General features: G+C 37.4%; 22 protein-coding genes. 6 read left to right on the forward strand and 16 right to left on the reverse strand.

Annotated elements, in window-relative coordinates; all coding sequences use genetic code 11:
- The 4 genes from ACQR30_RS15590 to ACQR30_RS15605 all read left to right on the forward strand — a co-directional run.
- Window positions 1-754: ribonuclease domain-containing protein (locus ACQR30_RS15590; RefSeq protein WP_429736683.1), on the forward strand; the 754-nt coding region annotated here is incomplete at its 5' end.
- 5 nt (window positions 755-759) lie between these two features.
- Complete coding sequence (locus tag ACQR30_RS15595; RefSeq protein ID WP_429736684.1) at window positions 760-1,245, forward strand: DUF2716 domain-containing protein; 486 nt, start codon at window positions 760-762, stop codon at window positions 1,243-1,245.
- Between the two features lie 731 nt (window positions 1,246-1,976).
- Window positions 1,977-2,243: a hypothetical protein gene (locus ACQR30_RS15600; RefSeq protein ID WP_429736685.1), complete on the forward strand. Its 267-nt coding sequence runs from the start codon at window positions 1,977-1,979 to the stop codon at window positions 2,241-2,243.
- A 3-nt stretch (window positions 2,244-2,246) separates the two neighbouring features.
- A complete protein-coding gene (locus tag ACQR30_RS15605) occupies window positions 2,247-2,651 on the forward strand; it encodes a hypothetical protein (RefSeq protein WP_429736686.1) in 405 nt (134 codons plus the stop codon).
- Window positions 2,652-2,813: 162 nt separating this feature from the next.
- On the opposite strand, the gene ACQR30_RS15610 is transcribed toward ACQR30_RS15605, so the two are convergent.
- From ACQR30_RS15610 to ACQR30_RS15635, 6 genes are all read right to left on the reverse strand, one after another.
- Entirely contained in the window at window positions 2,814-3,758 is a 945-nt protein-coding gene (locus ACQR30_RS15610) for a HipA domain-containing protein (RefSeq protein WP_429736687.1), read from the reverse strand.
- Entirely contained in the window at window positions 3,758-4,081 is a 324-nt protein-coding gene (locus ACQR30_RS15615; RefSeq protein ID WP_429736688.1) for a HipA N-terminal domain-containing protein, read from the reverse strand. The genes ACQR30_RS15610 and ACQR30_RS15615 overlap by 1 nt, the downstream gene beginning before the upstream one ends.
- Entirely contained in the window at window positions 4,078-4,284 is a 207-nt protein-coding gene (locus ACQR30_RS15620; protein ID WP_429736689.1) for a helix-turn-helix transcriptional regulator, read from the reverse strand. Before ACQR30_RS15620 ends, ACQR30_RS15615 begins: the two co-directional genes overlap by 4 nt.
- A gap of 41 nt (window positions 4,285-4,325) precedes the next feature.
- Window positions 4,326-4,457, reverse strand: coding sequence for a hypothetical protein (locus ACQR30_RS15625; protein WP_429736690.1), 132 nt, complete (start codon window positions 4,455-4,457; stop codon window positions 4,326-4,328).
- A 234-nt stretch (window positions 4,458-4,691) separates the two neighbouring features.
- Window positions 4,692-4,865 (reverse strand): hypothetical protein, encoded by a 174-nt coding sequence (locus ACQR30_RS15630; protein WP_429736691.1) that lies wholly within the window; start codon window positions 4,863-4,865, stop codon window positions 4,692-4,694.
- 29 nt (window positions 4,866-4,894) lie between these two features.
- Window positions 4,895-6,310, reverse strand: a complete 1,416-nt coding sequence (locus ACQR30_RS15635; RefSeq protein WP_429736692.1) for a PLP-dependent aminotransferase family protein — start codon at window positions 6,308-6,310, stop codon at window positions 4,895-4,897.
- Window positions 6,311-6,401: 91 nt separating this feature from the next.
- Between ACQR30_RS15635 and ACQR30_RS15640 the strand changes: the two genes are divergently transcribed.
- Entirely contained in the window at window positions 6,402-6,638 is a 237-nt protein-coding gene (locus ACQR30_RS15640) for a hypothetical protein (protein ID WP_429736693.1), read from the forward strand.
- Window positions 6,632-7,291, forward strand: coding sequence for a DMT family transporter (locus ACQR30_RS15645; protein WP_429736694.1), 660 nt, complete (start codon window positions 6,632-6,634; stop codon window positions 7,289-7,291). The genes ACQR30_RS15640 and ACQR30_RS15645 overlap by 7 nt, the downstream gene beginning before the upstream one ends.
- A 589-nt stretch (window positions 7,292-7,880) precedes the next feature.
- On the opposite strand, the gene ACQR30_RS15650 is transcribed toward ACQR30_RS15645, so the two are convergent.
- From ACQR30_RS15650 to ACQR30_RS15695, 10 genes are all read right to left on the reverse strand, one after another.
- On the reverse strand, window positions 7,881-9,935 hold the full coding sequence (locus ACQR30_RS15650; protein ID WP_429736695.1) for a hypothetical protein: 2,055 nt from the start codon (window positions 9,933-9,935) through the stop codon (window positions 7,881-7,883).
- A 10-nt stretch (window positions 9,936-9,945) separates the two neighbouring features.
- The gene (locus ACQR30_RS15655) at window positions 9,946-11,037 is read right to left on the reverse strand and encodes a phosphotransferase enzyme family protein (protein ID WP_429736696.1); all 1,092 of its coding nucleotides are present in this window, start codon (window positions 11,035-11,037) and stop codon (window positions 9,946-9,948) included.
- Between the two features lie 86 nt (window positions 11,038-11,123).
- Entirely contained in the window at window positions 11,124-12,155 is a 1,032-nt protein-coding gene (locus ACQR30_RS15660; protein WP_429736697.1) for a hypothetical protein, read from the reverse strand.
- A gap of 31 nt (window positions 12,156-12,186) precedes the next feature.
- On the reverse strand, window positions 12,187-13,293 hold the full coding sequence (locus ACQR30_RS15665) for an acyltransferase family protein (protein ID WP_429736698.1): 1,107 nt from the start codon (window positions 13,291-13,293) through the stop codon (window positions 12,187-12,189).
- A complete protein-coding gene (locus tag ACQR30_RS15670; RefSeq protein ID WP_429736699.1) occupies window positions 13,293-14,171 on the reverse strand; it encodes a PKD domain-containing protein in 879 nt (292 codons plus the stop codon). The genes ACQR30_RS15665 and ACQR30_RS15670 overlap by 1 nt, the downstream gene beginning before the upstream one ends.
- 21 nt (window positions 14,172-14,192) lie before the next feature.
- Complete coding sequence (locus ACQR30_RS15675) at window positions 14,193-15,710, reverse strand: RagB/SusD family nutrient uptake outer membrane protein (protein ID WP_429736700.1); 1,518 nt, start codon at window positions 15,708-15,710, stop codon at window positions 14,193-14,195.
- A 14-nt stretch (window positions 15,711-15,724) separates the two neighbouring features.
- The gene (locus tag ACQR30_RS15680) at window positions 15,725-18,973 is read right to left on the reverse strand and encodes a SusC/RagA family TonB-linked outer membrane protein (protein WP_429736701.1); all 3,249 of its coding nucleotides are present in this window, start codon (window positions 18,971-18,973) and stop codon (window positions 15,725-15,727) included.
- A 321-nt stretch (window positions 18,974-19,294) separates the two neighbouring features.
- Window positions 19,295-20,479 (reverse strand): FecR family protein, encoded by a 1,185-nt coding sequence (locus ACQR30_RS15685; RefSeq protein ID WP_429736702.1) that lies wholly within the window; start codon window positions 20,477-20,479, stop codon window positions 19,295-19,297.
- Between the two features lie 73 nt (window positions 20,480-20,552).
- Window positions 20,553-21,119, reverse strand: coding sequence for an RNA polymerase sigma-70 factor (locus ACQR30_RS15690; protein ID WP_429736703.1), 567 nt, complete (start codon window positions 21,117-21,119; stop codon window positions 20,553-20,555).
- Between the two features lie 538 nt (window positions 21,120-21,657).
- Window positions 21,658-21,891: DUF4143 domain-containing protein (locus tag ACQR30_RS15695; RefSeq protein ID WP_429736704.1), on the reverse strand; the 234-nt coding region annotated here is incomplete at its 5' end.

Consider the following 21,891-nt stretch of genomic DNA (forward strand, 5'->3'; position numbering starts at 1 on the left):
CGTGCAAGACCCATTGAGTGAAGCCTCTCGCAGGTGGTCGCCATATAATTATGCCTATAATAATCCAACAAGAAACGTTGATCCTGATGGGATGTGGACTCATGATGCAAATGGAGGAATAACTTCTGATAATGCACAGGAAGCCCAAGATTTTATTAAACGCTTACGGGATGAGGCAACAAGTGCTCCTCCAGATATTATCAATATTGATACGAAAGACAAAGAAATTACGGTAGATAAGACGGATGATGATTTCGATTTAGTAAGAATTAATGGGACGAATTATAAAAAGATAAAAAAAGGATCAGAGGGTGCAATTGAAAATACCTTCCGGAAAAAAGGGTATTCAATTTGGCATCCTTATGCTGTTGGGAACAGTTTATCGGATGCAGCGTCTGGCTTTTTAATTGGATTAAGTGTTCCTTTAGTAAGAGGTTTTTTAAATTTATTTAAAGGAGATAAAAAAGATGTTGGTGGACAAAAAGCATCTGATGTTATAAAGTATGCGAAGGAAAATGGCGGTGCTTCTAGGCCAGGATTTAAAGGAGGTCGTGAATTTGCAAATGATGGAAGAGGCGGTGGCGAAGTATTACCAAACTCAGATGCAAATGGCAATTCTATTACATACAAAGAATATGATGTAAATCCCTATCAAAAGGGGGTAAACAGAGGCTCAGAGCGCGTTATACTTGGAAGTGATGGGAACGCTTATTACACACCAGATCATTATGCCACATTTCTTGAAGTAAAATAATACAGATGAATAATTGGAGGTTATTAGATAATAAGGAATTTACGTTGGCATGGGACTTCGTTTATGAAAAGTTGCTATTTCAACCATATGAAAAGGATAAAAAGTTACTCAAACCTCCCATGGTGAGTAAATGCTTTGATATATCGATGTTTTATAATGATGGATTTAATGAAGATTTATATAAAGAACTTCATGACTATATGTTAGAGTGCTTTCAAAATACGTCTAATTTTGGAGATAGGATTTTTGTACTTGATTGGCAACATTCTTGTTACTCGTTTGACTCTAGATTGCCATTTGAAAAAAATGAATTTGGAGAATGGTTGATTCCTGTTTTTCCTAATGGGGATTTTTTGTTTTTTCTTACGAAAGATTTTAAAAACGGAATATTTGCCGATGGTGTCAATTTAAAAATAACGTTTTGGGGAAATCAGTTTATTGATTTTTTAAATTCAAAAGATGCTGGTATTTTGTCATATAATTGTGAATAGATATTCACTCAAGTAGAAGATAATTTAACGAATGGGATAGATATCAGCGATGACGGATACAATGAACAGGCGATCAGCTATAACCTAATGGGTAATATCTTAGGACTGACCCGACCGGAGGTCAGCAAAAATATTATTATAATTTAAATCCTGATTTCTTTTTATACTGGAAAAATCATAATGGCGATGAAGAAATTTTTGATGGCGAAATTTTTCAGGCGGGAAACAATAAGAGGGTGAAGATACTTTCTCCGTTTTATAAAAACTTTAAATTGGTTGGTGATAATTATCAAAGATTTGTTCCACAACAATTAGTTAAGGTGAAGTTGAAATTTTTCTTGGATGGAGTTAAAGTCGAGATAATAAACAGCGCGGAAACAGTGTAGTTCATAGGTATCTTGTCCTTAATAGGCTTGCAGCACTCATACACAATTGAGGGGGGAGCTCTGTTACATCTGTTTTCTTTGTCTTATCTAAACTACGAGAAAGAGAAAATCTTGTCATGCTCAACGAAAAAAATTATCTTCATGTAGACAACACCGGATAAATCGTAACAAAGCGAAACAATTGCCGAGGGGACGATTTCGGGGACTGAATTAAAAAATGGAAGTCAAGTAATTCATTTTCAATAGGGAACAAAAAGTGCTTTAAGTCCCAACGGGATCACTTTAAGGCGCTTTAATCAGCGCCTTTTTTATTTAAAACTATTGATTCTACATCCACTGACCAAAATGGCAAACAACGGAACAGTATCTGGAACTGGCTCATTTAAAACAGAGACAGGTTTAAATTTAGGAGTTAATACTTCTAAAAGTTCAGATGGAACACTAAAGGGAGGTTTCAACGTTTCCGCAAGCTCGGGTAATACAACAGCAAAAGCTGGAGTAACAATAGGAAGCGATGGGAAAAAATCAAGTGCAGAAACTAATGCAAGTGTAGAATTCAAAAATAATAATACAACAGTAAAACAAACACTTTTCTTTAAAATATTCTGGTAAATTATGAATAAGAAAAAGTTTATACAAATTCTCCCAATTCTTATTTTAGGAGGGATTTTAATTTATACTTGGTTTATAATAATAACAACTGACTATTTTGCTACAATAAAACACCAAATAGGGTTAGGGGTGTTTTTAGCAATTCTTGCTTTTTATTTTTTAAAGTTTAAATATGGAATATTTTTTACAGGGATATATCTTCTTTTGGCTTCGTTTAATATTATAGCGATATTTCCCGTCATAATATCATCTTCCTACTTTGTTAAAGTAGGAGGAATGGAAATTTCGACTCCTCCTATTCAATGGAAAGCAGTATTATTACTGATTTTGTTTTTGATATGTACAGGAAGATACTTGAATAATCTATATGTCGGATACAAGAATAAAAGAGATGAAACAGGTCTGTAACCTGTAATGAATAAAGCCGTGCATTGAGCGGCTTTGTTATTTTACGAAGCATAGGCTTCTCTCGCTTTAGCATCGCGCAGTAAAGCGTCAATTGTTTTAAGAATAGCATTTTTATCCTCGTCATTTAGTTTTTGGATGTCGAGTATTTTTTGTGTAATGGAGCTATCCAGGAGAAAGTAATATCTTATACCTACTTTTCAACAATTCAATATAGTTATTTTTCATTTCGTCCGATAATAAGCTTTGCTTTATAAAATCAATCCATTGTGGTAATACTTTATAAAACCTGTCATAAATAGCTTTCAGCGACTTATCATTTATTTTTAATGATGCAGCCAAAGCATCAAAATCACTGCGTTTTAGCCTGCTTTTTTTGCCATTAATCGTTAATGCGAACTCTTCCTTATCATCTGGAATTATCAACGTCGTACTCAATAAATCATAAGCAGGAGAAAATTCATATTCGCCCAAATTATTTTCCACTAATGAAAAATTTTTCAAGTGCATATCGGCGTTGCCTGTGAGATAACTAAACAATACCAACTCAAACAATCGCTGCGCTTCAAAGCCTTTATTTGCCGTGAATTGATGAACAAGTTTTCCGATTTTTTCTATTGAACCTCTGTATTTATGTTCAGTTAAGTTTTCGCTTAACTGGGCGAAATCTTCTACCGCAATTTTTTGTCCTTTCTTTCTATCAAACCGTTTCGTTATATAAGCCAATTCTCCCGAACTCAGACGAATTAAAGAATGCTTTGCCGTTTTAATTTTTACCAATTCCGCTAAGTGCATCGTCAGGTCTTCATTTTCGGGAAGTTCGATATATTCCGAAGACGGCGTCTTCAAAATATAATCTCCGTTTAATCCTACAATGGTCAATCTTGAAAGTTCGTTTTTATATTTCTCTAAACTCAATGATAATTTAGGCTGAACACCTGTAACAGCAATACTTTGAATAACAATTTGCTTCGCTAATTCTTCTAACTGTTTCAAATCAAAATCAATGATTGGCGGCGTGGCTGTACCAAATATTTTTTTAGCACAAGATGAGTGAAAGTCTTTTTCATCTCCGCTCAAGGGCTGGTAACAATATAAACACTTTCTCATTATTTATCTTCTTTCGGTACAACAGATACACAACCAATACAATCTTTGCATAAAGCAAGCAACAAGCCGAATCTATCTCTACGATTAATTTTCCAATTGCTCGCGGCAATATTGAGCAACCAACCTTCTGGAATTAATCCGTCAAAAAAAGAAAATAAAACTTTGCTTTCATAAGACAGTTGCCGCAGCGGCAAAGTAAGACTTACCGGCTTTGAATTTACTTTATTCAAATAAACGTCATCATACCGAAAAATATATCCATCATCATTCTCTGCAATGATGCCTGCTAAAATTTCTTTATAAAAAACTTGCGCAGTTCTCATTCTTCATTCTTTTTAATTACACCAATTTCACTGCCGAACAACGCCAAGACCTGATTCACCTTATCCAAACGTACAGATTCTTTTCCCTGCTCTAATTCCCGCACAAAACGAAGCCCAACTCCTGCACGCTCCGCTAATTCGGGCTGTGTGAGCTTTAACTGCTTTCGCTTTTCCTTAATGAATTCTGATAACAAAGTATTCATTTTATACCTTTTCGGGTATAAAGATAGCAAATTATTCGTGATTACACCCAATAGGGTATAATATTTGTCTCTCCAGTTTTATTTATACCTGATGGGGTATAAATAGCTTCAAACAATGCCAATATATTTACCGCAAATTTGCGGCGATTATTTTGTGGATTTACCGCAATCATTTTTACTCTTTTGATTGCAGCAACAGACAAATAGTTTTATTTCCATTCTGCTGCAAAAATGCTTTATTTCATATACAAAATATATAATTCAATCATTTCACTTCCTAAAACTCGTTTTCAAATCAAAACTGTGTGATTCAATTCTCAGATTATGCAATGTAACGCTAATATAATAATTAGGTCAAGCGCTGACGAACCAGTTCGTAATTCGACCTATGTTTTCCAGCACTACACTTAGGCGGATCTATCTTTTTCTTGAGGAAAAAGTATATTAGCAGCCGTCAATTTCTTGGGCGACGATACTGCCGTCTGGCGATGTGCCAACTGTTTTCTGTTTAAAAATTCTATTTTAAGATAAGGCATTGTAAATAGGATTTGCAATAAACCATCGTTAAATGATGCGCACATGATACAGCAAGAAGAATAAGGTCACAATATTATCCAATCATTTTTGCGAGGTTTCCAAGCTGTTTTAATTTCAACCTTAAATCATCAGCCCAAGGCAAACCTATACAAAGACGCATACAATTTTGAAATTGATTTTGCAAAGTAAACATTCTGCCCGGGGCAATACTTATATGCTTTTTAATAGTATAATTATATAGTTCCGTTGTATCTATTTCTTTCGGAAATTCTACCCATAGAGCAAGTCCGCCTTGCGGCTGGCTTATTTTGGTTCCCTGTGGAAAATGGTCAGCAATGGCAAGGGCATAATGTTGATAATTTTCCTGCAATGTTTTTCGGAAATGGCGAAGATGATTTTCATACCTGCCCGCCATTAGAAAATTCCCGACAGCTTCGTGAATTACGGAAGTAGAAGATAAACAATGTACGAGTTTTAATTTCAGTACCTGATCTTTATACTTACCCGGAGCAACCCAACCAACACGATATCCCGGAGCAAGCGTTTTAGAGACAGAACCGCACCACAAAACATTTCCATCTGTATCAAAAGACTTACAACATTTCGGGCGTTCAGATCCAAAATGGATGTCGCCATAAGTATCATCTTCAATAAGCGGAATATTATGTTTTGATAATAACGCTACAATTTCTCTTTTGTTTTCATCGGGCATACAATATCCCAAGGGTGTATTGAAATTGGGAACCAAGAGACAAACGTTTATTTTAGGTAATAATTTTTTTAATGCATCAATATCTATTCCGGTAACAGGATGTGTTGCAATTTCCAACACATTCAAACCTAAACTAACGGCAAGTTGCAGAATGCCTGAATAGCAAGGGCTTTCTAATGCAATGGTGTCGCCACGTTTAGTTAATGCCATAAGGACCAAAGCCAAAGCATTCATGCAGCCATTAGTCGTTATCAAATCGCTTTCTTTCAAATTACCTTTCCAAGCCAATGAACGGGCCGACACCATTCTTCGCAGTTTTACATTGCCCTGCAAAGGTTCATATTCAGTTCCACCCTCTTTAAGTTCTCTTGTGGCAAGTACAATTTCTTTCTTCAGTTTTGCCAATGGCAGCAGATTACCGGACGGTACACCCAAAGAGAATTGTGTTAAATCATTTCGCCCCATATTGGCATATACGATACTTATCAGCTCATTGGGTTCAGTGTTATTAGCAACAGGCAATGGTCGACTTGCTTCGGGCAATGGTAGCTTCAAATAGTTTAGAGAACTTACAAAATAACCCGATTGCGGTTTTGATTCTATAAGCGATTGAGCTTCCAATTCGATGAAAATCCTTTTGGCAGTATTGATGCTTATTCCGTGTTCTCTGCTCAGTCCTCTTACAGATGGCAAGCGTTCTCCAGCTTTCAAAACACCTGATTTGATTTTACTGGCAATGTTGCCGGCTATTTCGTTATATAAAAAATCTTTTCCCACAATGCAAACTTAACTGTGTCCATTTAAATAACAAAAATTGTGACTGTGTTTATTAGTATTCTTTGCCGAATTTTGCATCAAAATATTAATAATGTCAGAATTGAGCATGAGCAAAGTAAAAACAAATACGAAACAAGGCTGGTTAAATGGCTTTATTGGCATAGCCGTATTTAGCGGTTCTTTACCTGCAACGAAAATAGCGGTCTTAGAATTTAATCCTATATTCGTCACGCTTGCCCGAGCTTCCATTGCCGGAATACTTGCCATTATTGCTCTGCTGGTATTTAATAAAAAAGACCCGAGCGAAAACAATTCTTTCCATTGTTGATAGTAGCCATTGGTGTGGTAGTTGGATTTCCATTATTAAGTGCATTAGCGTTACAATATCTTACTTCCGCTCATTGTATTGTTTTTATAGGCATATTACCTATGGCAACTGCCATTTTTGGCATTATTCGCGGCGGCGAACGTCCGAGACCTATATTTTGGGTTTTCTCTATCATAGGGAGTCTTTTGGTAGTAGGCTATGCAGTAGCACAAGGGCTTACCGCTTCACCTGTTGGCGATATTTTAATGTTGGGTGCTGTTGTCCTTTGTGGATTAGGGTATGCGGAAGGCGCAAAATTGACAAAGATATTAGGCGGTTGGCAGGTTATTTCTTGGGCATTGGCACTTTCATTCCCAATAATGTTGCCCCTTTCATTTATCTATATGCCTGCATCATTCGAAGGCATTAGTGTGGGGGCTTGGGTTAGTCTAATGTATGTGTCTATGTTTAGCATGTTTATCGGTTTCATTTTTTGGTATAAAGGTTTGGCACAGGGCGGAACTGCTACCGTAGGACAATTACAATTATTACAACCCTTTTTAGGTTTGGCATTAGCCTCTTGGCTGCTCCACGAGAAAGTAAGTATTGCAATGTTAGCGGTTACATTTGGGGTAATTCTTTGTGTGGCAGGTACAAAAAGGTTTGCAAAATAAAGAGAACATAATTTTGATTTAAAAAGAGAGAAGTATAAAAATTGCAGTAGTAATTTACAAAAAACAGGCAACATTTGCACAGGACGTTATAAATGATGAAGATGCAGGCCTAATACCATTTTTGACAAGAAACGGCTTAACCGTAGTCTCACAATTTGGGATTATGAAAATGTAGATTGGAGTAGCTTTGTTATAGCGGTCGTTAATTACCTTGGGATTGCCATAACCAATTAACCGAGCTTCTGAATCGAGCAGATAGTGTCTATTAATTAAACGCTAAGGTTTTAAATCCTGCGGAAATCATTAAATCGAACAGCCACAAAAATATTCGAAAGACATTACACGAACGGGGCTTTCTATAATTTCTGTTGAATACCCTGATAAAGGCCCAGCCTTTGGCAGTCATCTCTTCGACCTGTTGCTGTAGTTCAATTATCTTCTATAAACGAACTTTTCCTTGACGTAGGCTATTAATGTTCAATAGCGTGGAAATATTGAATGAAGTATTTTGACACCGAAACATTAGCCCGCAGGAGCACCCGTTCAAGGCATCAATAGATTATTCTTCCCTACTAAAAAATCTAAATTCTTATTTTGAAGACACTGCATCCATAACTAATACTTCAAATGGTTGGAGCGTAATTTTGACTTTATCTCCCTGTGCATAATATTGTTTAACTAGAACATTATTTACTTTATAAAAACGGTAAACCGGGTCGAAGTTTTCAGGCAAATTGAAAATTTTTCTATTGTCCAAAAGGAATACTTGTACCTTATTTGAAGGATTTCTTAGAGTGACGACGCCTCGATTCTGATTCCATGCAGCATAGCCATAGATAGCATCTTTACCCGGATTACCTCCGATCCAATGAACATCCGGTAAAATAAATGCATTTTCTCTCGACCAATGGATGGCTTTTGCTAAACAGTCCCAATCCTTCGAAGACAATAAATGTGGATTAATATACATCTCCTGTAAGCTAGTACCTGTGCCGAAGAAGGACCATATTTCGTCCGCAATATCTTTATCATCTTTTTCATATTTAGCGGGAAGCCCATTATCAGCGATACAAATGCCGTGATTCATAATTGCATTCAATGGATATAAAGGTGCATGTAGCACAACATTTTCATATACTTCTTTGTCTCTGTAATTAAGCCAACGTTGTCTTTCATTACCACTGCCACATTGACCATTATCTCCGCCGGAGCGCCAAGTAACATCGGCATAGTTTAACCAGAAAGGAGATGACCAGGTGCCCACTGTAAGACTCAAATAGATATTCGGCTTATCGGTTCTTAATGCTTTCGTAAGCTCTAGCAACGCCTCGAAGTCTTTTCGGGCAACTTTTAGTTTAGTGCTATCTTCGTCTTTAACAACGCTGACAGCATCATCCATATTACCAATGCCATCGAACTTAAAAATAGCAACACCGTAGCTTTTTATAAAATTTTCTGTGATACGCTTGAACCTTGCATAATAATGCGGTCCTGAAAGGGAAAAGCCATTATGGTTGGTTTCAAATGGCGGCTGTTGTAAACGACCATATTTCAGCCTTTCTTCTTTTGCTTCGTCGTATCCGCCCCAAGGTGAAATCCAAACACCCAATTGCGCGTGGTATTTGTTGGCCAATAATTTTAAATGTGTAAATCCCTGCGGAAACCCTTTATTAAAACCCCAAAGCGTTTTATCATTATCCCATCCATCGTCAAAAAGAAAAGCGTTCATATTTGTATGTCTTTTTGTAATAAGGCTATCGGCATAAGTCCGAATCCTATCAGCACATATCGAATCGTTTAATTTTCTGTCATTCCAGGAAATATCAAACCACGAATTATAATGCAGAAACTGCCGGTAAGGCGCTGCTCTTTCGTGCTCAATATAATACAAGAACCCCCTGCGCAATTGCCCTTCAGGCGTTACACCCCAAGCACTTGAAACGGTGAAAGAGTGCAATGTATCAATGGTTCTCTCTTCTTTAAGGAAGCATTGCAGGAAGTTTTTTGACGTGTCAACTTTGCTTAAAGGATGCTCTAAAGCGAAGAACATGTTTTTATATATCAGCGGCGAACCGTTTACATCACCGTCCACATAAATATTTCTATCAAGGGGTAAATTTATCAAAACAATTTTTCGGATAATATTTTTCCGTAAAGATGTAAATTCAAATGTCTGTTCTATATAGTTGCAACTATCCCTTAGAATAGCGTTCCAATTAAGTCGAATTCCATATTTGGCATTCACAAGATATGCCTGAACTCCTTTACCATTTAATCTTTCAGAAAGCCTAGTGGCCTTGGGGTTTCCCAATAAGTTTAAAACTTTAAAGGGCTTAGCAAGCCCAAATTCTTCGGCTGTAAGCACACTTCCATCCTTTAATACAACAGAAAAGAGGTCCTTGCCAGCAAAGCACATTTCTCTTTTTAATTGCGTATCGTTAAAAGAAGCAGCCGTCATCTTATTTTTATTCAAAAACCATTTAACGGAAAAGATGTTGTTGTTGAGTCTTACCTCTTTAGTTGAGACAAGACACTTAGCGCTGGAGGGTTTCTCACCTGCATAAAATACCTGTGAATAACCGTATTGCGATAAGCAAGTAATACACATATAAACAGCAAATAAGAAAAGCTTTTTAAGATTCATCTCTACAAGTTTAATTTGAAATAGTATAATCCAGTCTCGAATTAGTCTCAAGCGAACGGGCAACTATTTTGTTTAATAAATTTTCTTTTTTAATAAGAGCCTTCAACAATTCGATTTGATTGTTTGCTCTTACCAAGTTATGCGTTTCATATTTTGCGCCATAATAAATATCATTATTGAGATAATCTGTCAAAAACCTCATGGCCTGCATATATATCATGAACTTACCGGCATATACAAAATATTTAATTTCCGCATCGCTTAATACATCTCTCATTTCACTCAGATAGCCATGGACAATCGCCTCAAAATACGTTTCCCGAATGACAATTTTACTAGTATCTTCTTCTTCTTCCGTTACAGGACACACGTAGGTTCTTATCATATCACCAACGTCGCTAATAAAATAACCAGGCATTACCGTATCTAGATCAATTACGCATAATCCTTCGTCATTTTCATTAAACAGTACGTTGCTAATTTTTGTATCAAAGTGCGTAACCCTTTTTGTAAAAAGGTTTTTCTGGACGAGGTTTTCATAATCTTCCACGATTTGTTTCTGTGAAAATAAATACGCTATCCCCTTTTCGGCAATGATATGTCTTTCATGATTGCCGTTTTTGGTAGCTTCAATAAATTGTTCATAACGTAAAGATAAGTTATGAAAATCCGGAATAACGATTTTAAGATTTTCTGTGTGAAGTCCAGACAGAAGTCTGGTAAACCTTCCAAACTGCCTAGCGGCTTCATAAGCCTGTTTGCTATTTTCGGTAGCCGTATAAGTCGTAGACGATTCCACAAAATGAAAGAGTCTGAAATAGCCGAATTCTTCCAAAAAAATCATCGTATTTCCTTTTAAAGATTTGATTGGCGATACAAAAAAATATTCGGGATAATCTTCTTTTAGGTAATTGGTCAATAATAAAATATTATCGTCGATCTGCTGTGGCAATTTAAAGACATCGCTGTTAATACGTTGCAGAATATAATATTTACCTTGAAAATTTATTTTCCATGTATGGTTAATGAGTCCGCTGCCGATAGTTATAATTTCACATAAGTCCAATTCCATCCCGTAATTTGAAAGTGCTGTAGCTAACATAAAGTTTGATTTAAGCGCATGATATTCTTGCACTTGTGCAAAATTTTCCAAGTGCAAGTTGTAATTTTTAATATTAAGATATCTTTTTAAGGCTGGCTAAATCCGCCAAAGCCCCAGGTAGAACCATCGCCTCGAACATGAAGGATCCATGATTCCGTAGAGCGATTATAATTGACGCTTGCTGAATCACTAACACTTGGACTACTCCAAGTAGTGCCGTAACTGTCACTGATATTGGGAAAATAATATACCGTATTATCATTGGCGCTGTACATATTATCGGTAATCTGAAAATAGTCAAAGTTGTACATCGCAGCACCTACCCAAGCTTGTGTGAATTGATCAGTTTTATTGTAGGATGCAGAAATGGTGCTATCGCCTGAAGAAAGACATGCCATTTTTACCCCCAGGCTTGCTTCATAAGCTGCACATTTATTGGCTTTTGATCTCCAGGTAGAGAGTGAAGTATATTTATTGGCCGAAATTAAATAGCTTTCCAATACGTATATATCGCTCGAATCCAATAGCATGTCGGCTCCCCCCAAGACGTCGTCAGGATTCCATGCATTCATCATTACAGATAATCCTTTTTGATGACAATAGTTTATCATGGTGTCCTGTCTTGCTCTTGTTGTATTATAATCGTAACCCGCATCATCCCAGAAAATACCTTTCACGCCCATTACTGCCCATCCGTCCACAGCAGTCTTCATATCGGCTATACTAAGATCTTCAGTACTTACACCCAGGTCAGTGTAACCATAGACAGCTTTTCCCAAGGCATTTAAATTGGTGATAATCGATGTTGCATTGACGTGGTCACCATGTGTTGTTTTCCAAATGCCGTCGCCAAAAACAATTAGATCAAACTGTTGAAATGTCGATGTTGCTTTAGTAATATCTCCGTTGCTTCCATTTACATCTGAAGGCCATCCGTAATATATACAAAGAGACTTCAGATGTTTTACCGTCAAGTTTAAAGCAGTTGAGGAGCTATCGACCGCAGAACTGTCAGATGGCGGCTCTAAGTTCGTCGTTATAGGTTTAATCTCACAAGAAGACATCGTAATTATGAAGAGCAAAAGCATCAACACATATACCTTATTAAAATGTTTCATTTAAATATCTTTATAGTTTTAATAATTCAATTTATAATTTTATAAATATTTTTTTCTTCGCCAACCAATAACATACATACCATTCCATGAACCAAACAACTATTGCATTCAGTAAGGCTTGTCCATTCGGGGTTACGTGTAGAAAAGCGGTAAAGCCACCAACGAAAATCTTCACGGTAGGATTGATCCATTGAGCTCCAACTGTTTCAAAAAGTAGATAAATGAAGATGGAATTCATCCCCACAACAGTTGCTATTTGCGCGTATTTATTAATTTTCTTGACATCGACCAACCAATATATAAACGCCAAGATCAATATCACCCAACCGGCAGAAGCCAGCACGAAAGAGCCTGTACTGATTCTTTTGATAATCGGAACGATGTGGAGCCCATCCAATCCGTAACCTGTGAGCAAAGCCAAACAGCCCATCAGCAATAACCACATTATTTTTTTTGCATCCGTAGTTTTACTTACCAATAGTCTTCCTATTGTCATTCCCCAAATCGTATGCGCTGCTGTAGGAATTATATTGAAGGCTACCCATCCGTCTGTATTGATTTTCCCCATTAAAAGCATGTCAACATAAGAACCAAAATTATGGAACTCCACATAGGGTTGGTTAAAGTTGGGCACTAATATCTTTCGGTATAATATATCATTAAGAATAATCAGCAATAAGCCAGCAACAATTTGAAAGACGGAAGAACGTTTAATTATTAGATAAGCAATAAGTGTCGTAAAGGCTAGTTGAGTAAGAACATTCCACAACTCCCAGACCAATTTACCTGCATATACGCAATGCAGGGCAGTACCCAACACAAACAATTTTAAGCTGCGGATGAGTATATGTTTGAAATTAGAGGTCCACGTGATTCCCCTTTGTTCTTTACGAAAAAAAGATATATACATTGCCGTACCCGCCATCATCATGAAAGCGGGTTGCACCGTATCCCAGAAATGTAAACCATGCCATGGATGGTGAAAGAATTGCGACACGATGGTATGGGCAAATGCCGGTAAATGTATATTGGACAATGACTCATACACCAACGCGCTTTCACCTGCTAGCAATATCATGATAATACCACGCATTACATCGAGGGAGACAATCCTGTCCTTATTGATGGGTTGATTCATTATTCAGGAAGATTTAATAGGTAACTGTCTGTAGAGGGGTCAGGAAGAGAGCCTAGTGTTGCGCTCCAGTCAGATTTTGTGGTTATTATTCCAATTCTTATTGCCGGCCCTGTTAAGTTTAGTTTATTCCTATCAAATCTTCCTTCAAATTTTAAGATGGCGCCATCTTGTACAACAGTTCCTATTTTAAAGAAATCGCTTATGGTCAGCCCATTAAAAGAGAAGGCATTTTGTGCGCCAGTATGGACATATGGAGCCAATGGAATAGGTGCGGTCGATTGATTGAGCAAAATCTGTCCCTCCAGCAATTCATCATAACCTCCACCGGTAAAATCTGCTGTAAGTAGCCCGGTGGCTGCATTATTATCTGCATCCAGATAGAAATCAAAAATATTCCCGTCCGCCACAGTTGCCCTCATTTCAAAATAGAAATAAATATTATTGGCGTCATAATCAAACTTAGCTTTAATAAAATTGCCTCCAGCCGGAGATGAAGTATAGACATTTGCTGAGAGCGTGTCCCAATCAGAGAGGGTATTATCGTTCAGTAATATGGGAGATGTTTTAGAAATATGTATCACCGTAGAACCCTGCGCCTCTACCCCGTTTTGGGATAAGGCATACAAAGTAGGGACATATTTTCCTTTACCAGGATAAATATGCATAGGGTTTTCTTCTGATGTAGAATCTCCGTCTCCAAAATCCCATTTATAAGACTTGGCGTCGGTGGTAAGATTGGTAAAACGAACCGTATCGCCGCTTACTTGTATGCTAAAATCTATTGTAGGGGCAATACCTATCGTATCTTTTTTACATGCATTTATTGAAAAGCATGTAAATAAAAGGATTATTGGTAAATATTTTTGAGATGACTTCATGATATATAAGTTTTAATTGTGTTACGGATTTTGTGTACACAATGGATTGGTTTGTATTTCATCAATCGGAATATAATAGATGGTCCTTGGATCAGAAGGCTGAATAATCATATTTGAATAACCCGTAGGCTGTTTAGACAAATCGATATCTGATTCTTGTAAACCAGGAAGATGATAGCCCCAGTATGTACGATTCATCGATAAATTATTTCTATATACATCAAATGTTCGTTGTCCTTCAAATGCAAGTTCAATACGTCTTTCTTTCAGTACGATACCTAAAGCCGTCTTACCATTCGGTAATTGATCGTTATATAAACTGTTTTGCAACCCTCTGTTTTTACGAATGATATCAACATCATCGAGCGCAGCTTGCGTATGTCCAGCTTTGGCTTCTGCTTCGGCTCTGTTTAAATACATTTCTGCCAAACGGAATATGATAGGGGAACTCAAAGTAGGGCTACCATTTTGAAAGGAAAACTTAGTAATGTAGTACTTGGGAATACCATTTTTATATTGGAGCTGCCCATTCGATGTATCCGGTACAATATACGACCAACGTACATCTTCAGGATGGGCTGACATGGTATCACGCAATGATTGAGAGGCATATTCTTCGCCCCAGCCTGAATTACCGTCGGAGTATAACATAGAAGCGATGGAGCCACTTTTTCCGTAATCATCCAATGCAGTGAATGCAATGCAAAATATGGTTTCTGATGCTGTAGTTGCATTCGCAAACATCGCTGGAAATGTTGCTGCTGTGGTAAGTGAAAATTTACCCGAGTTAATAACTTCAGTCGCATAATAGGCGGTGCTGTCATTGTTTCCTTCATAAAGATAGGTCCTAGATAAGAGTGCCCAAGCAGCCTCTTTAGTCCCATACATCACACCTCGAGAAGCATTCATTAATGAGGCGCCCTTTGTTGCATCAGCAATAATAGATTGGTACACTTCACGCACTGTTGAACGTGCTTTTTGGGCCGGGTCGTCTACAGAAGTGCGTAAGATAACACCTGCACCGTCAGGCGCCTGAGTATAAGGTTTTGCGAAAAATTTTACCAAGCCAAAATGGGCAAATGCACGCAAAAAATAGCATTCTCCCAATAACTGTTGGGAAGCTGCATTCAAATTAGAGGAGCCATTCATCGCATTAATAATGGTATTGACATCATTAATAATCTTATAAGAAATATACCAGAAATATCTGGTGTTTGTTTGTGTTGTCGTATGGTCAAGTGAAAAGCTATAATACAAAGGATCTGTTGTCGTCTGTCCACAAACGATATCGTCACTTGCGAAGTCGGAGCATTCAAAATACTGTCGCAGATACATATTGTTCAGATCTGTTGAACCGGCAAAAACTTCATGATCTTTAAAAAGCGCATATGCCCCATTCAATGCATCTAACATTCCGGTATAAGATTGAGTTACGGTCGCCGTTGTAATTGCATCTGTCGGATTTACATCCTTTACGCAACTTACCATCAGCAAAGGCAGCAACAATAATAAATACAATTTGTTGAGAACTTGCTTCATTTTATAATAATTTATTAGAATTTAAAATCAATATTGAAAAGGTATTGCCTGTTATTAGGATATTTAAAATCCGAAACGCCCGGCATTACATATATCCCCGGTGTAATCGTTGTTTGCGGGTCCTGTCCAAGGAATTTTGTAAATGTGTACAAATTATCACCCGAAACACCCACTGCCAGCTTTCTACCACCTATTTTTTTTGCCCATTTATCAGGAAGATTATAGGACAAGGAGATGTTGCGAAGTGAGATAAAGCTGCCATCTTTTAGGTAACGAGTGGATGTTTGTGTAGAGTTGGTAGCATTCTGAGGGCTCGGTTCACTTGCGATATCACCCGGTTGATGCCAAACAGTAAATCCTTTGGGGAGTACTATCTGATTATAATAGGGTTCACTGCCGTCATTTTCAACAAACCTTAAGTTATTGCTGAAAATCTTATTACCTGATAAAAAGTAGGTGTTAACACTAAGTGTAAGGGCCTTATAACTAAAAGTATTCGTCCAGCCACCTTCAAACTTTGGTAATGGAGAGCCCACTTCTTCATAGGTAGCAGTGCTATAGTCGGAAGTTGCCTGTCTAAGAGTTTTTCCGGAAGTATTTTGTGTTACCACCTCCCATAAAGGAGCACCCGTTTTCTTATCCACGCCCAACCATTTGGGCATATAGAATTCATATAGGTTACCACTGTTTCTATAAATCTGCGAAATACCCCAAGTTGATTGCGTGTTGATAATGGAGGAGGGAAACTGCCTTAATTTATTTGAGTTGAAATCGATGTTAAAATCCATATTCCAAGTAAAGTTCCGAGTTTGGATATTGACAGAATTTATGCCTAATTCTAAGCCCTTATTGACAATCTCACCTGCGTTTTCCCATCTCTGTTCGAAACCTACAGACAGCGGCTGAGAAACCTGCAATAAAAGATTTTTGGTAATATTATTATATACATCCACTGTAAGATTAATCCTGTTAAATAATCCAAGATCGATCCCTCCATCCATTTGGTATTTACTTTCCCAAGTCAGACCCGGACTAGGTAGCTGGGAAGGCTCTGCTGCGGTAACGGAGTTGTATTGGCTAGACAAAGAGTATAACCCTAGATATTTTGAAGAGCCAATGTCCTGCGAGCCCGTAACACCATAACTCGCCCTCAGCTTTAAGTTAGTGACTATAGCGTTTCCAGCTAGAAAAGGCTCCCTGTTCACTAGCCATGCGGCCGATATAGCAGGAAATTTCGCGTAGCGATTGTCGGAAGGAAAAGCCGAAGAACCATCCACACGAAAAGAACCCGTAAGAAAATATCTATCTTTATATCCATAGCTCACTTGTGAAATTAAAGATTCTAACATAGACCTATCATTACTTCCGATCACTACTTGGCTGTTTGAGACAACATTTAAAACTTGAAGTCCGAGCGGAAGCCCTTTTCCAGATCCACCGAGAAGTTCGGTGTAGCCACCTTCAAAAGCCACACCAGCAAGTCCGCTGATGCTGTGCTGGCCATAATGCAAATTAAATTTCAGGAGATCGTTTGAAGTATAGCCATAGGAAAGCGTACTCTCATCATCTAAATAGCCGGTACCACTATATTGCCCTGCGGCTTGTGGAGAGTAATAGGTTTCACTTTTGAAATAAGAAGCAGAGAGTCTGTTAGTGCTTGCAAAGCTCAACCATTTAGTTATACCTATATTCAAATCAACATCATAATTCACATCAAAATTTTTATAAGGATGATTTGAATTATCAATGGTATTGATGGGGTTTACTTTATCTCTTGACCACCATTTAAAAGTGGAGTTACCATCCACATATATCGGCTTACCGGTACTATCATAAGGGTTATCCCAAGGCATATTGAGATAAGCATAGAAAATATCATTGTAGTCATAGCTTTTGCCCAGCGTACCGCTGAGGTTTATATTATTGCTGAGACTTATATGAGGAGTAAAATGATGTGTAACATTTGCTCGCAGATTTATTCTTTGGTAATTGGAGTTTAAAAAAGTCCCTTTCTCATTATAATAGGTAAGCCCCATATAATAATCGTTCTTATCTGTTTTATTACTTATCGAGAAATAAGCGTTGGTGATGGGCGCGTCTTTGAACATGGCGTTTAGCCAACTGTAATTTTGGTTACGCAGGCTTAAAGGTCTTTCATTATAAAATTTCAGCAGGTCTATTTTGTAAGAATTATTGTTAGCTCCAGGAACATAGTCCCGGTAATACTGCTTTTGTCTTTCATACAATTGACCACCATTCATCATTTTCATTTCTCCAAAGTCAGGCGATCTAAAACCATTAGTGAGTTTAAACTCAAATTGAGTTTTACCAGCGACAGCTTCTTTGGTAGTGATAATGATGACACCCGCATTTGCCTGCGAACCATACATTGCCGTTGCGCCAGCGTCTTTAAGCACGGTAATACTGGCTACATCATTAGGGTCATAATTTCCTCCGATAATTCCGTCGACAACCACTAACGGAGTTTGAGAAGCATTTACAGAAGATATACCCCTCAGTCTTATTTCGGCTGCAGATCCAGGGGCGCCGGAACTGTTTACGACTTGCAGTCCTGCAACTTTCCCTTGTAACATGGAGCCAATATCATTGGTTGTAACGTCTTTAAGTTTATCTTCTGAAACAACTGATACGGCGCTTGTAAGCTCACTTTTCTTTTTATCGCTATAACCAACCATAACCACATCACTAAGGATGGATAAAGCTGGCAAGAGCCTTACATTGATTACCTGGGACTCCCCTACGGTTATCCGGTCCTGTTTATAACCAACATAAGAAAACTCTAAAACATCCCCTTTCGAAGCATTGATGCTGTATTCTCCCTGAGCATCTGAAAATGCACCACGCTTCGTTCCGATGACAAGTATGGTAACCCCTGCGATTGGGTCGCCAGAGGAATCGGTCACACGGCCGCGAATCAGTTGCTGAACATCTGACAATGAGCTTATAGTTAGATCATTTTTACGGAGCAAGATATTATTACCTACGATCTTATAACTAACGGGAACATTTTTAAAACAGGCATTTAAAGCAGTCTGAATACCCGCATCTTTTACTGAGACAGTAAGGGATACTTTTTTCAGATTTGCGTCGGTAAATAAGAATGTATAACCCGTTTGTTTTTGGATAACGGTCAATACCTTTTCCAGAGGAGCATCGGACATGTCAAGTGTAACTTTTTGACTATAACCTTTTGCGTGTACTTGGGTGAGTCCGATGATTAATAGCAGTGTAGTTAATTTCATTGCCAATAAAATTTTTTTTGCTGCCTGCGTATCGAAATCGATTTGCTTTCGAGATTTCGCAATCTCTAGGAATTTAATGCGCTGTTCCTTACGAGGCACAACGGTTGTAAGAAAAGTAATAAAATTCATTACCTTTGTTTGGTTTAGATGGTTAATACAGGGAAATAATTTGTCAGAACTTTTATTTCCGATTCGTTTCAGTTTTAGTATTAGCCTTACAGATAACCGTGGAAGCGCTACGACCTGCTTCTGCGGTTTTTTTTATAAGACTGGTTTTTTTAGATTCATCGTCGCTTGTGTTTTTTCATATTCATCTTTATTTTATGGTTTTACAATAATCATTTTTTGGCCTCCTTCGTCTATAATATTGAAGTGTATTTTAAAGAAACTGAGCATATCCAGCACCTGAGATACATTCACATCCCGATGTATCTGGCCAGTGAATTGAATGGCAGGAATGCCCTTAGGATAGCTTATTCCCACATTGTACCATCTTGAAATTTGTCTCATTGCAGATTCAAGGCTTTCTCCATTAAAATCAAAGAGTCCGTTCTTCCAAGCGATACTTTTGTTTACATCAGCGTGACGGAGAAGTGTAAGGCTATTATTTTTATTTACGTCGACTTGTTCTCCCGGTTGCATTAATTGTTTTGTCTTAGAAATGGTTTGCTCTACTTCTATAGAACCCTCCAATAGAGTAATTTTCGTAACCTGCTCATTTCCGTAAGTATTAATATTAAAATGAGTACCAATATCGTGAATAATAGTATTGCCAGCTTTTACCATAAAAGGCATTTTTGCGTTATGCTTAACTTCAAAATATGCTTCTCCACTAATCGTGACGATCCTATTGGCACCAACAAAACTTACGGGATAGTGTATCGAGCTGGATGCATTCAGCCACACTTTGGTACCATCGGGTAATATAAGTTGATATTGACCTCCCGGTGGTGTACTAAGTGTATTATAAACAGTTTCATTTGACATACTCTTATCAGTCGATTGGTAGGAAAGTTGGCCATTGTTTAATTTGATTATTTGTGTCCCTCCTTGTTTGGTTAATTGTCCTCGGCTCATACTGTCCAAGCAAATTGTTCTTCCATCAGCTAAGGTAAGCATTGCCTTATTTCCACCAGGAGTTATATCTATATCATTGACAGCAACCGATGAAAAAGGAGTTTGATGATTTAATAACGGCTTTCTATTGAGATAAAGCCTCAAACCGAATAAGAAAAATATCATCGCAGCCGCTGCAGCAGCCCAAAAACTATGTGTCAATTTATAAACTACAGAATGGCTTCGGTTTGTTTTTATCGAGTTCTTTATTCGTTCAAGCACCCTATCTCTGAATACTTCCTCATTGGCATCTTGTGAAGTCATATTGATTTCCGAATCAGGCAATTGTTCATACCATTGATTGAATACTTCTTCTTCCTGCGGTGATAATGTACCGTTCAGCCATTTTTGTGCGAGTTCTCTCAGCTTTTCTTCAGACGGGTATTCCATATTTGCAATTGCGCTTTTATATATAGCGGGCAAATAGGTTAGTTGCACCTATAAGAAAACAAAATTTATTTTCTTATAGTAAAAAAGAGATGAAATTATTAAGTGCGGAACGCAAAGTACCCAGTGCGTGGTTGATGTGGTTCTGAACAGTTTTAGGAGAGATATTCAAAACTTCGGCAATCTCTTTTGATTTAAGCCCCTGCTCCCTGCTGAGACGAAATACCAAACGGCATTTTTCGGGAAGTTGCTGTATAGAAGCCTCCAGTCTTTCTTGTAATTCGTGGTATTCTAATTGCTGGCGGGTCGAATCATCCAGAAAGATTGATTGCGAACCTTCACCAATAGAATCTGTATATTTCTTTTTCCTATCAGCAAGTTTATCAATAATTTCATATTTTAAGATAGCCGCTATATAGGTATGGAAAGAATATTTTAAAATAATTCTTTTTCTCCGATTCCATATACTAACAAACACATCGTGCAATACATCTTCTGCATCTTGTGGATACTTTAATTGAGTCATTGCTCTAGAGATCAATCTTTTCCAATATCTATTATATAACTCTGTAAAAGCACCTTGATCGTCAGCTTGCACCCGTTCAAACAGCGCCTCATCAGTATAGTTATTAAATAAAGACATCGGTTTATGTGTATAATTTCTCTTCAGTAAAATTAATGGAAATTAACTGAATATATCAAATAAAATCTGAAAGGGTACTTGCTTAAGGGGCTCCCCTCCTAAATTATTTTAGTGCTTATAATACAAAGACCTACTGGCAATTTAAATAACATATTACTCATTTCTCCTTGCCGATATAGCGAATAAAGTGAAGTTTTTGGGCTATTGTAATAAGTGAAAAACGAAAAGGAGGCTTAATAATTAATTTTTCCATTATCCGCTTTTCACCTAAGTCAAAATGTTGTTGGCTTACTATCATTACAATTCTGTTAGAAAATTGGGATTTTATAAATTACCACTAAGGCGACCTGTCTAAAAGCTATTTTTGGCATCAAATGTATTGCATTTCAGTTTTAAAATGGAGCCACTACTTCCTTAAGATTGAGTTCCGTCAATTTTGAATAATAGCCCTTACGATTTTTTGGCGACAAAGGAACAAACGCAAAGAACCCTCTTTATAATGGAGACTTTCTTGTTTTTGTGCCTGTAATTGCATAGTTTAGTTCAGTCCCACAAAATCTCTAAAATTATCTCTTGTTATAACCTTTACTTCGGCATTGTAAGTATCTACAAAGTTAGATGGAATTTTTATCTTGGCTTTGGGATTCCATTTAAATTCATAGCCAAATATCTTCCCATCCCGTTCCTCAACATAATCTATTTCTTGTTGGCTTTTTGTTCGCCAAAAATAACGATTGAGATATTGTCGATGATAACTTTGGGTCTTTAGTCG

The sequence above is a fragment of the Arachidicoccus sp. genome (assembly GCF_050436765.1).
GTDB lineage: Bacteria > Bacteroidota > Bacteroidia > Chitinophagales > Chitinophagaceae > Arachidicoccus.

Bases quoted from the DNA above. Each gene is read 5' to 3' on its own strand.
- ACQR30_RS15665 (WP_429736698.1), bottom strand. From the start codon at position 13,293: ATGAATCAACCCATCAATAAGGACAGGATTGTCTCCCTCGATGTAATG.
- ACQR30_RS15640 (WP_429736693.1), top strand. From the start codon at position 6,402: ATGTCAGAATTGAGCATGAGCAAAGTAAAAACAAATACGAAACAAGGC.
- ACQR30_RS15690 (WP_429736703.1), bottom strand. From the start codon at position 21,119: ATGTCTTTATTTAATAACTATACTGATGAGGCGCTGTTTGAACGGGTG.
- ACQR30_RS15625 (WP_429736690.1), bottom strand. From the start codon at position 4,457: ATGATTGCGGTAAATCCACAAAATAATCGCCGCAAATTTGCGGTAAAT.
- ACQR30_RS15685 (WP_429736702.1), bottom strand. From the start codon at position 20,479: ATGGAATACCCGTCTGAAGAAAAGCTGAGAGAACTCGCACAAAAATGG.
- ACQR30_RS15680 (WP_429736701.1), bottom strand. From the start codon at position 18,973: ATGAAATTAACTACACTGCTATTAATCATCGGACTCACCCAAGTACAC.
- ACQR30_RS15615 (WP_429736688.1), bottom strand. From the start codon at position 4,081: ATGAGAACTGCGCAAGTTTTTTATAAAGAAATTTTAGCAGGCATCATT.
- ACQR30_RS15670 (WP_429736699.1), bottom strand. From the start codon at position 14,171: ATGAAGTCATCTCAAAAATATTTACCAATAATCCTTTTATTTACATGC.
- ACQR30_RS15605 (WP_429736686.1), top strand. From the start codon at position 2,247: ATGAATAAGAAAAAGTTTATACAAATTCTCCCAATTCTTATTTTAGGA.
- ACQR30_RS15660 (WP_429736697.1), bottom strand. From the start codon at position 12,155: ATGAAACATTTTAATAAGGTATATGTGTTGATGCTTTTGCTCTTCATA.
- ACQR30_RS15595 (WP_429736684.1), top strand. From the start codon at position 760: ATGAATAATTGGAGGTTATTAGATAATAAGGAATTTACGTTGGCATGG.
- ACQR30_RS15600 (WP_429736685.1), top strand. From the start codon at position 1,977: ATGGCAAACAACGGAACAGTATCTGGAACTGGCTCATTTAAAACAGAG.
- ACQR30_RS15675 (WP_429736700.1), bottom strand. From the start codon at position 15,710: ATGAAGCAAGTTCTCAACAAATTGTATTTATTATTGTTGCTGCCTTTG.
- ACQR30_RS15610 (WP_429736687.1), bottom strand. From the start codon at position 3,758: ATGAGAAAGTGTTTATATTGTTACCAGCCCTTGAGCGGAGATGAAAAA.
- ACQR30_RS15650 (WP_429736695.1), bottom strand. From the start codon at position 9,935: ATGAATCTTAAAAAGCTTTTCTTATTTGCTGTTTATATGTGTATTACT.
- ACQR30_RS15620 (WP_429736689.1), bottom strand. From the start codon at position 4,284: ATGAATACTTTGTTATCAGAATTCATTAAGGAAAAGCGAAAGCAGTTA.
- ACQR30_RS15655 (WP_429736696.1), bottom strand. From the start codon at position 11,037: ATGTTAGCTACAGCACTTTCAAATTACGGGATGGAATTGGACTTATGT.
- ACQR30_RS15630 (WP_429736691.1), bottom strand. From the start codon at position 4,865: ATGTGCGCATCATTTAACGATGGTTTATTGCAAATCCTATTTACAATG.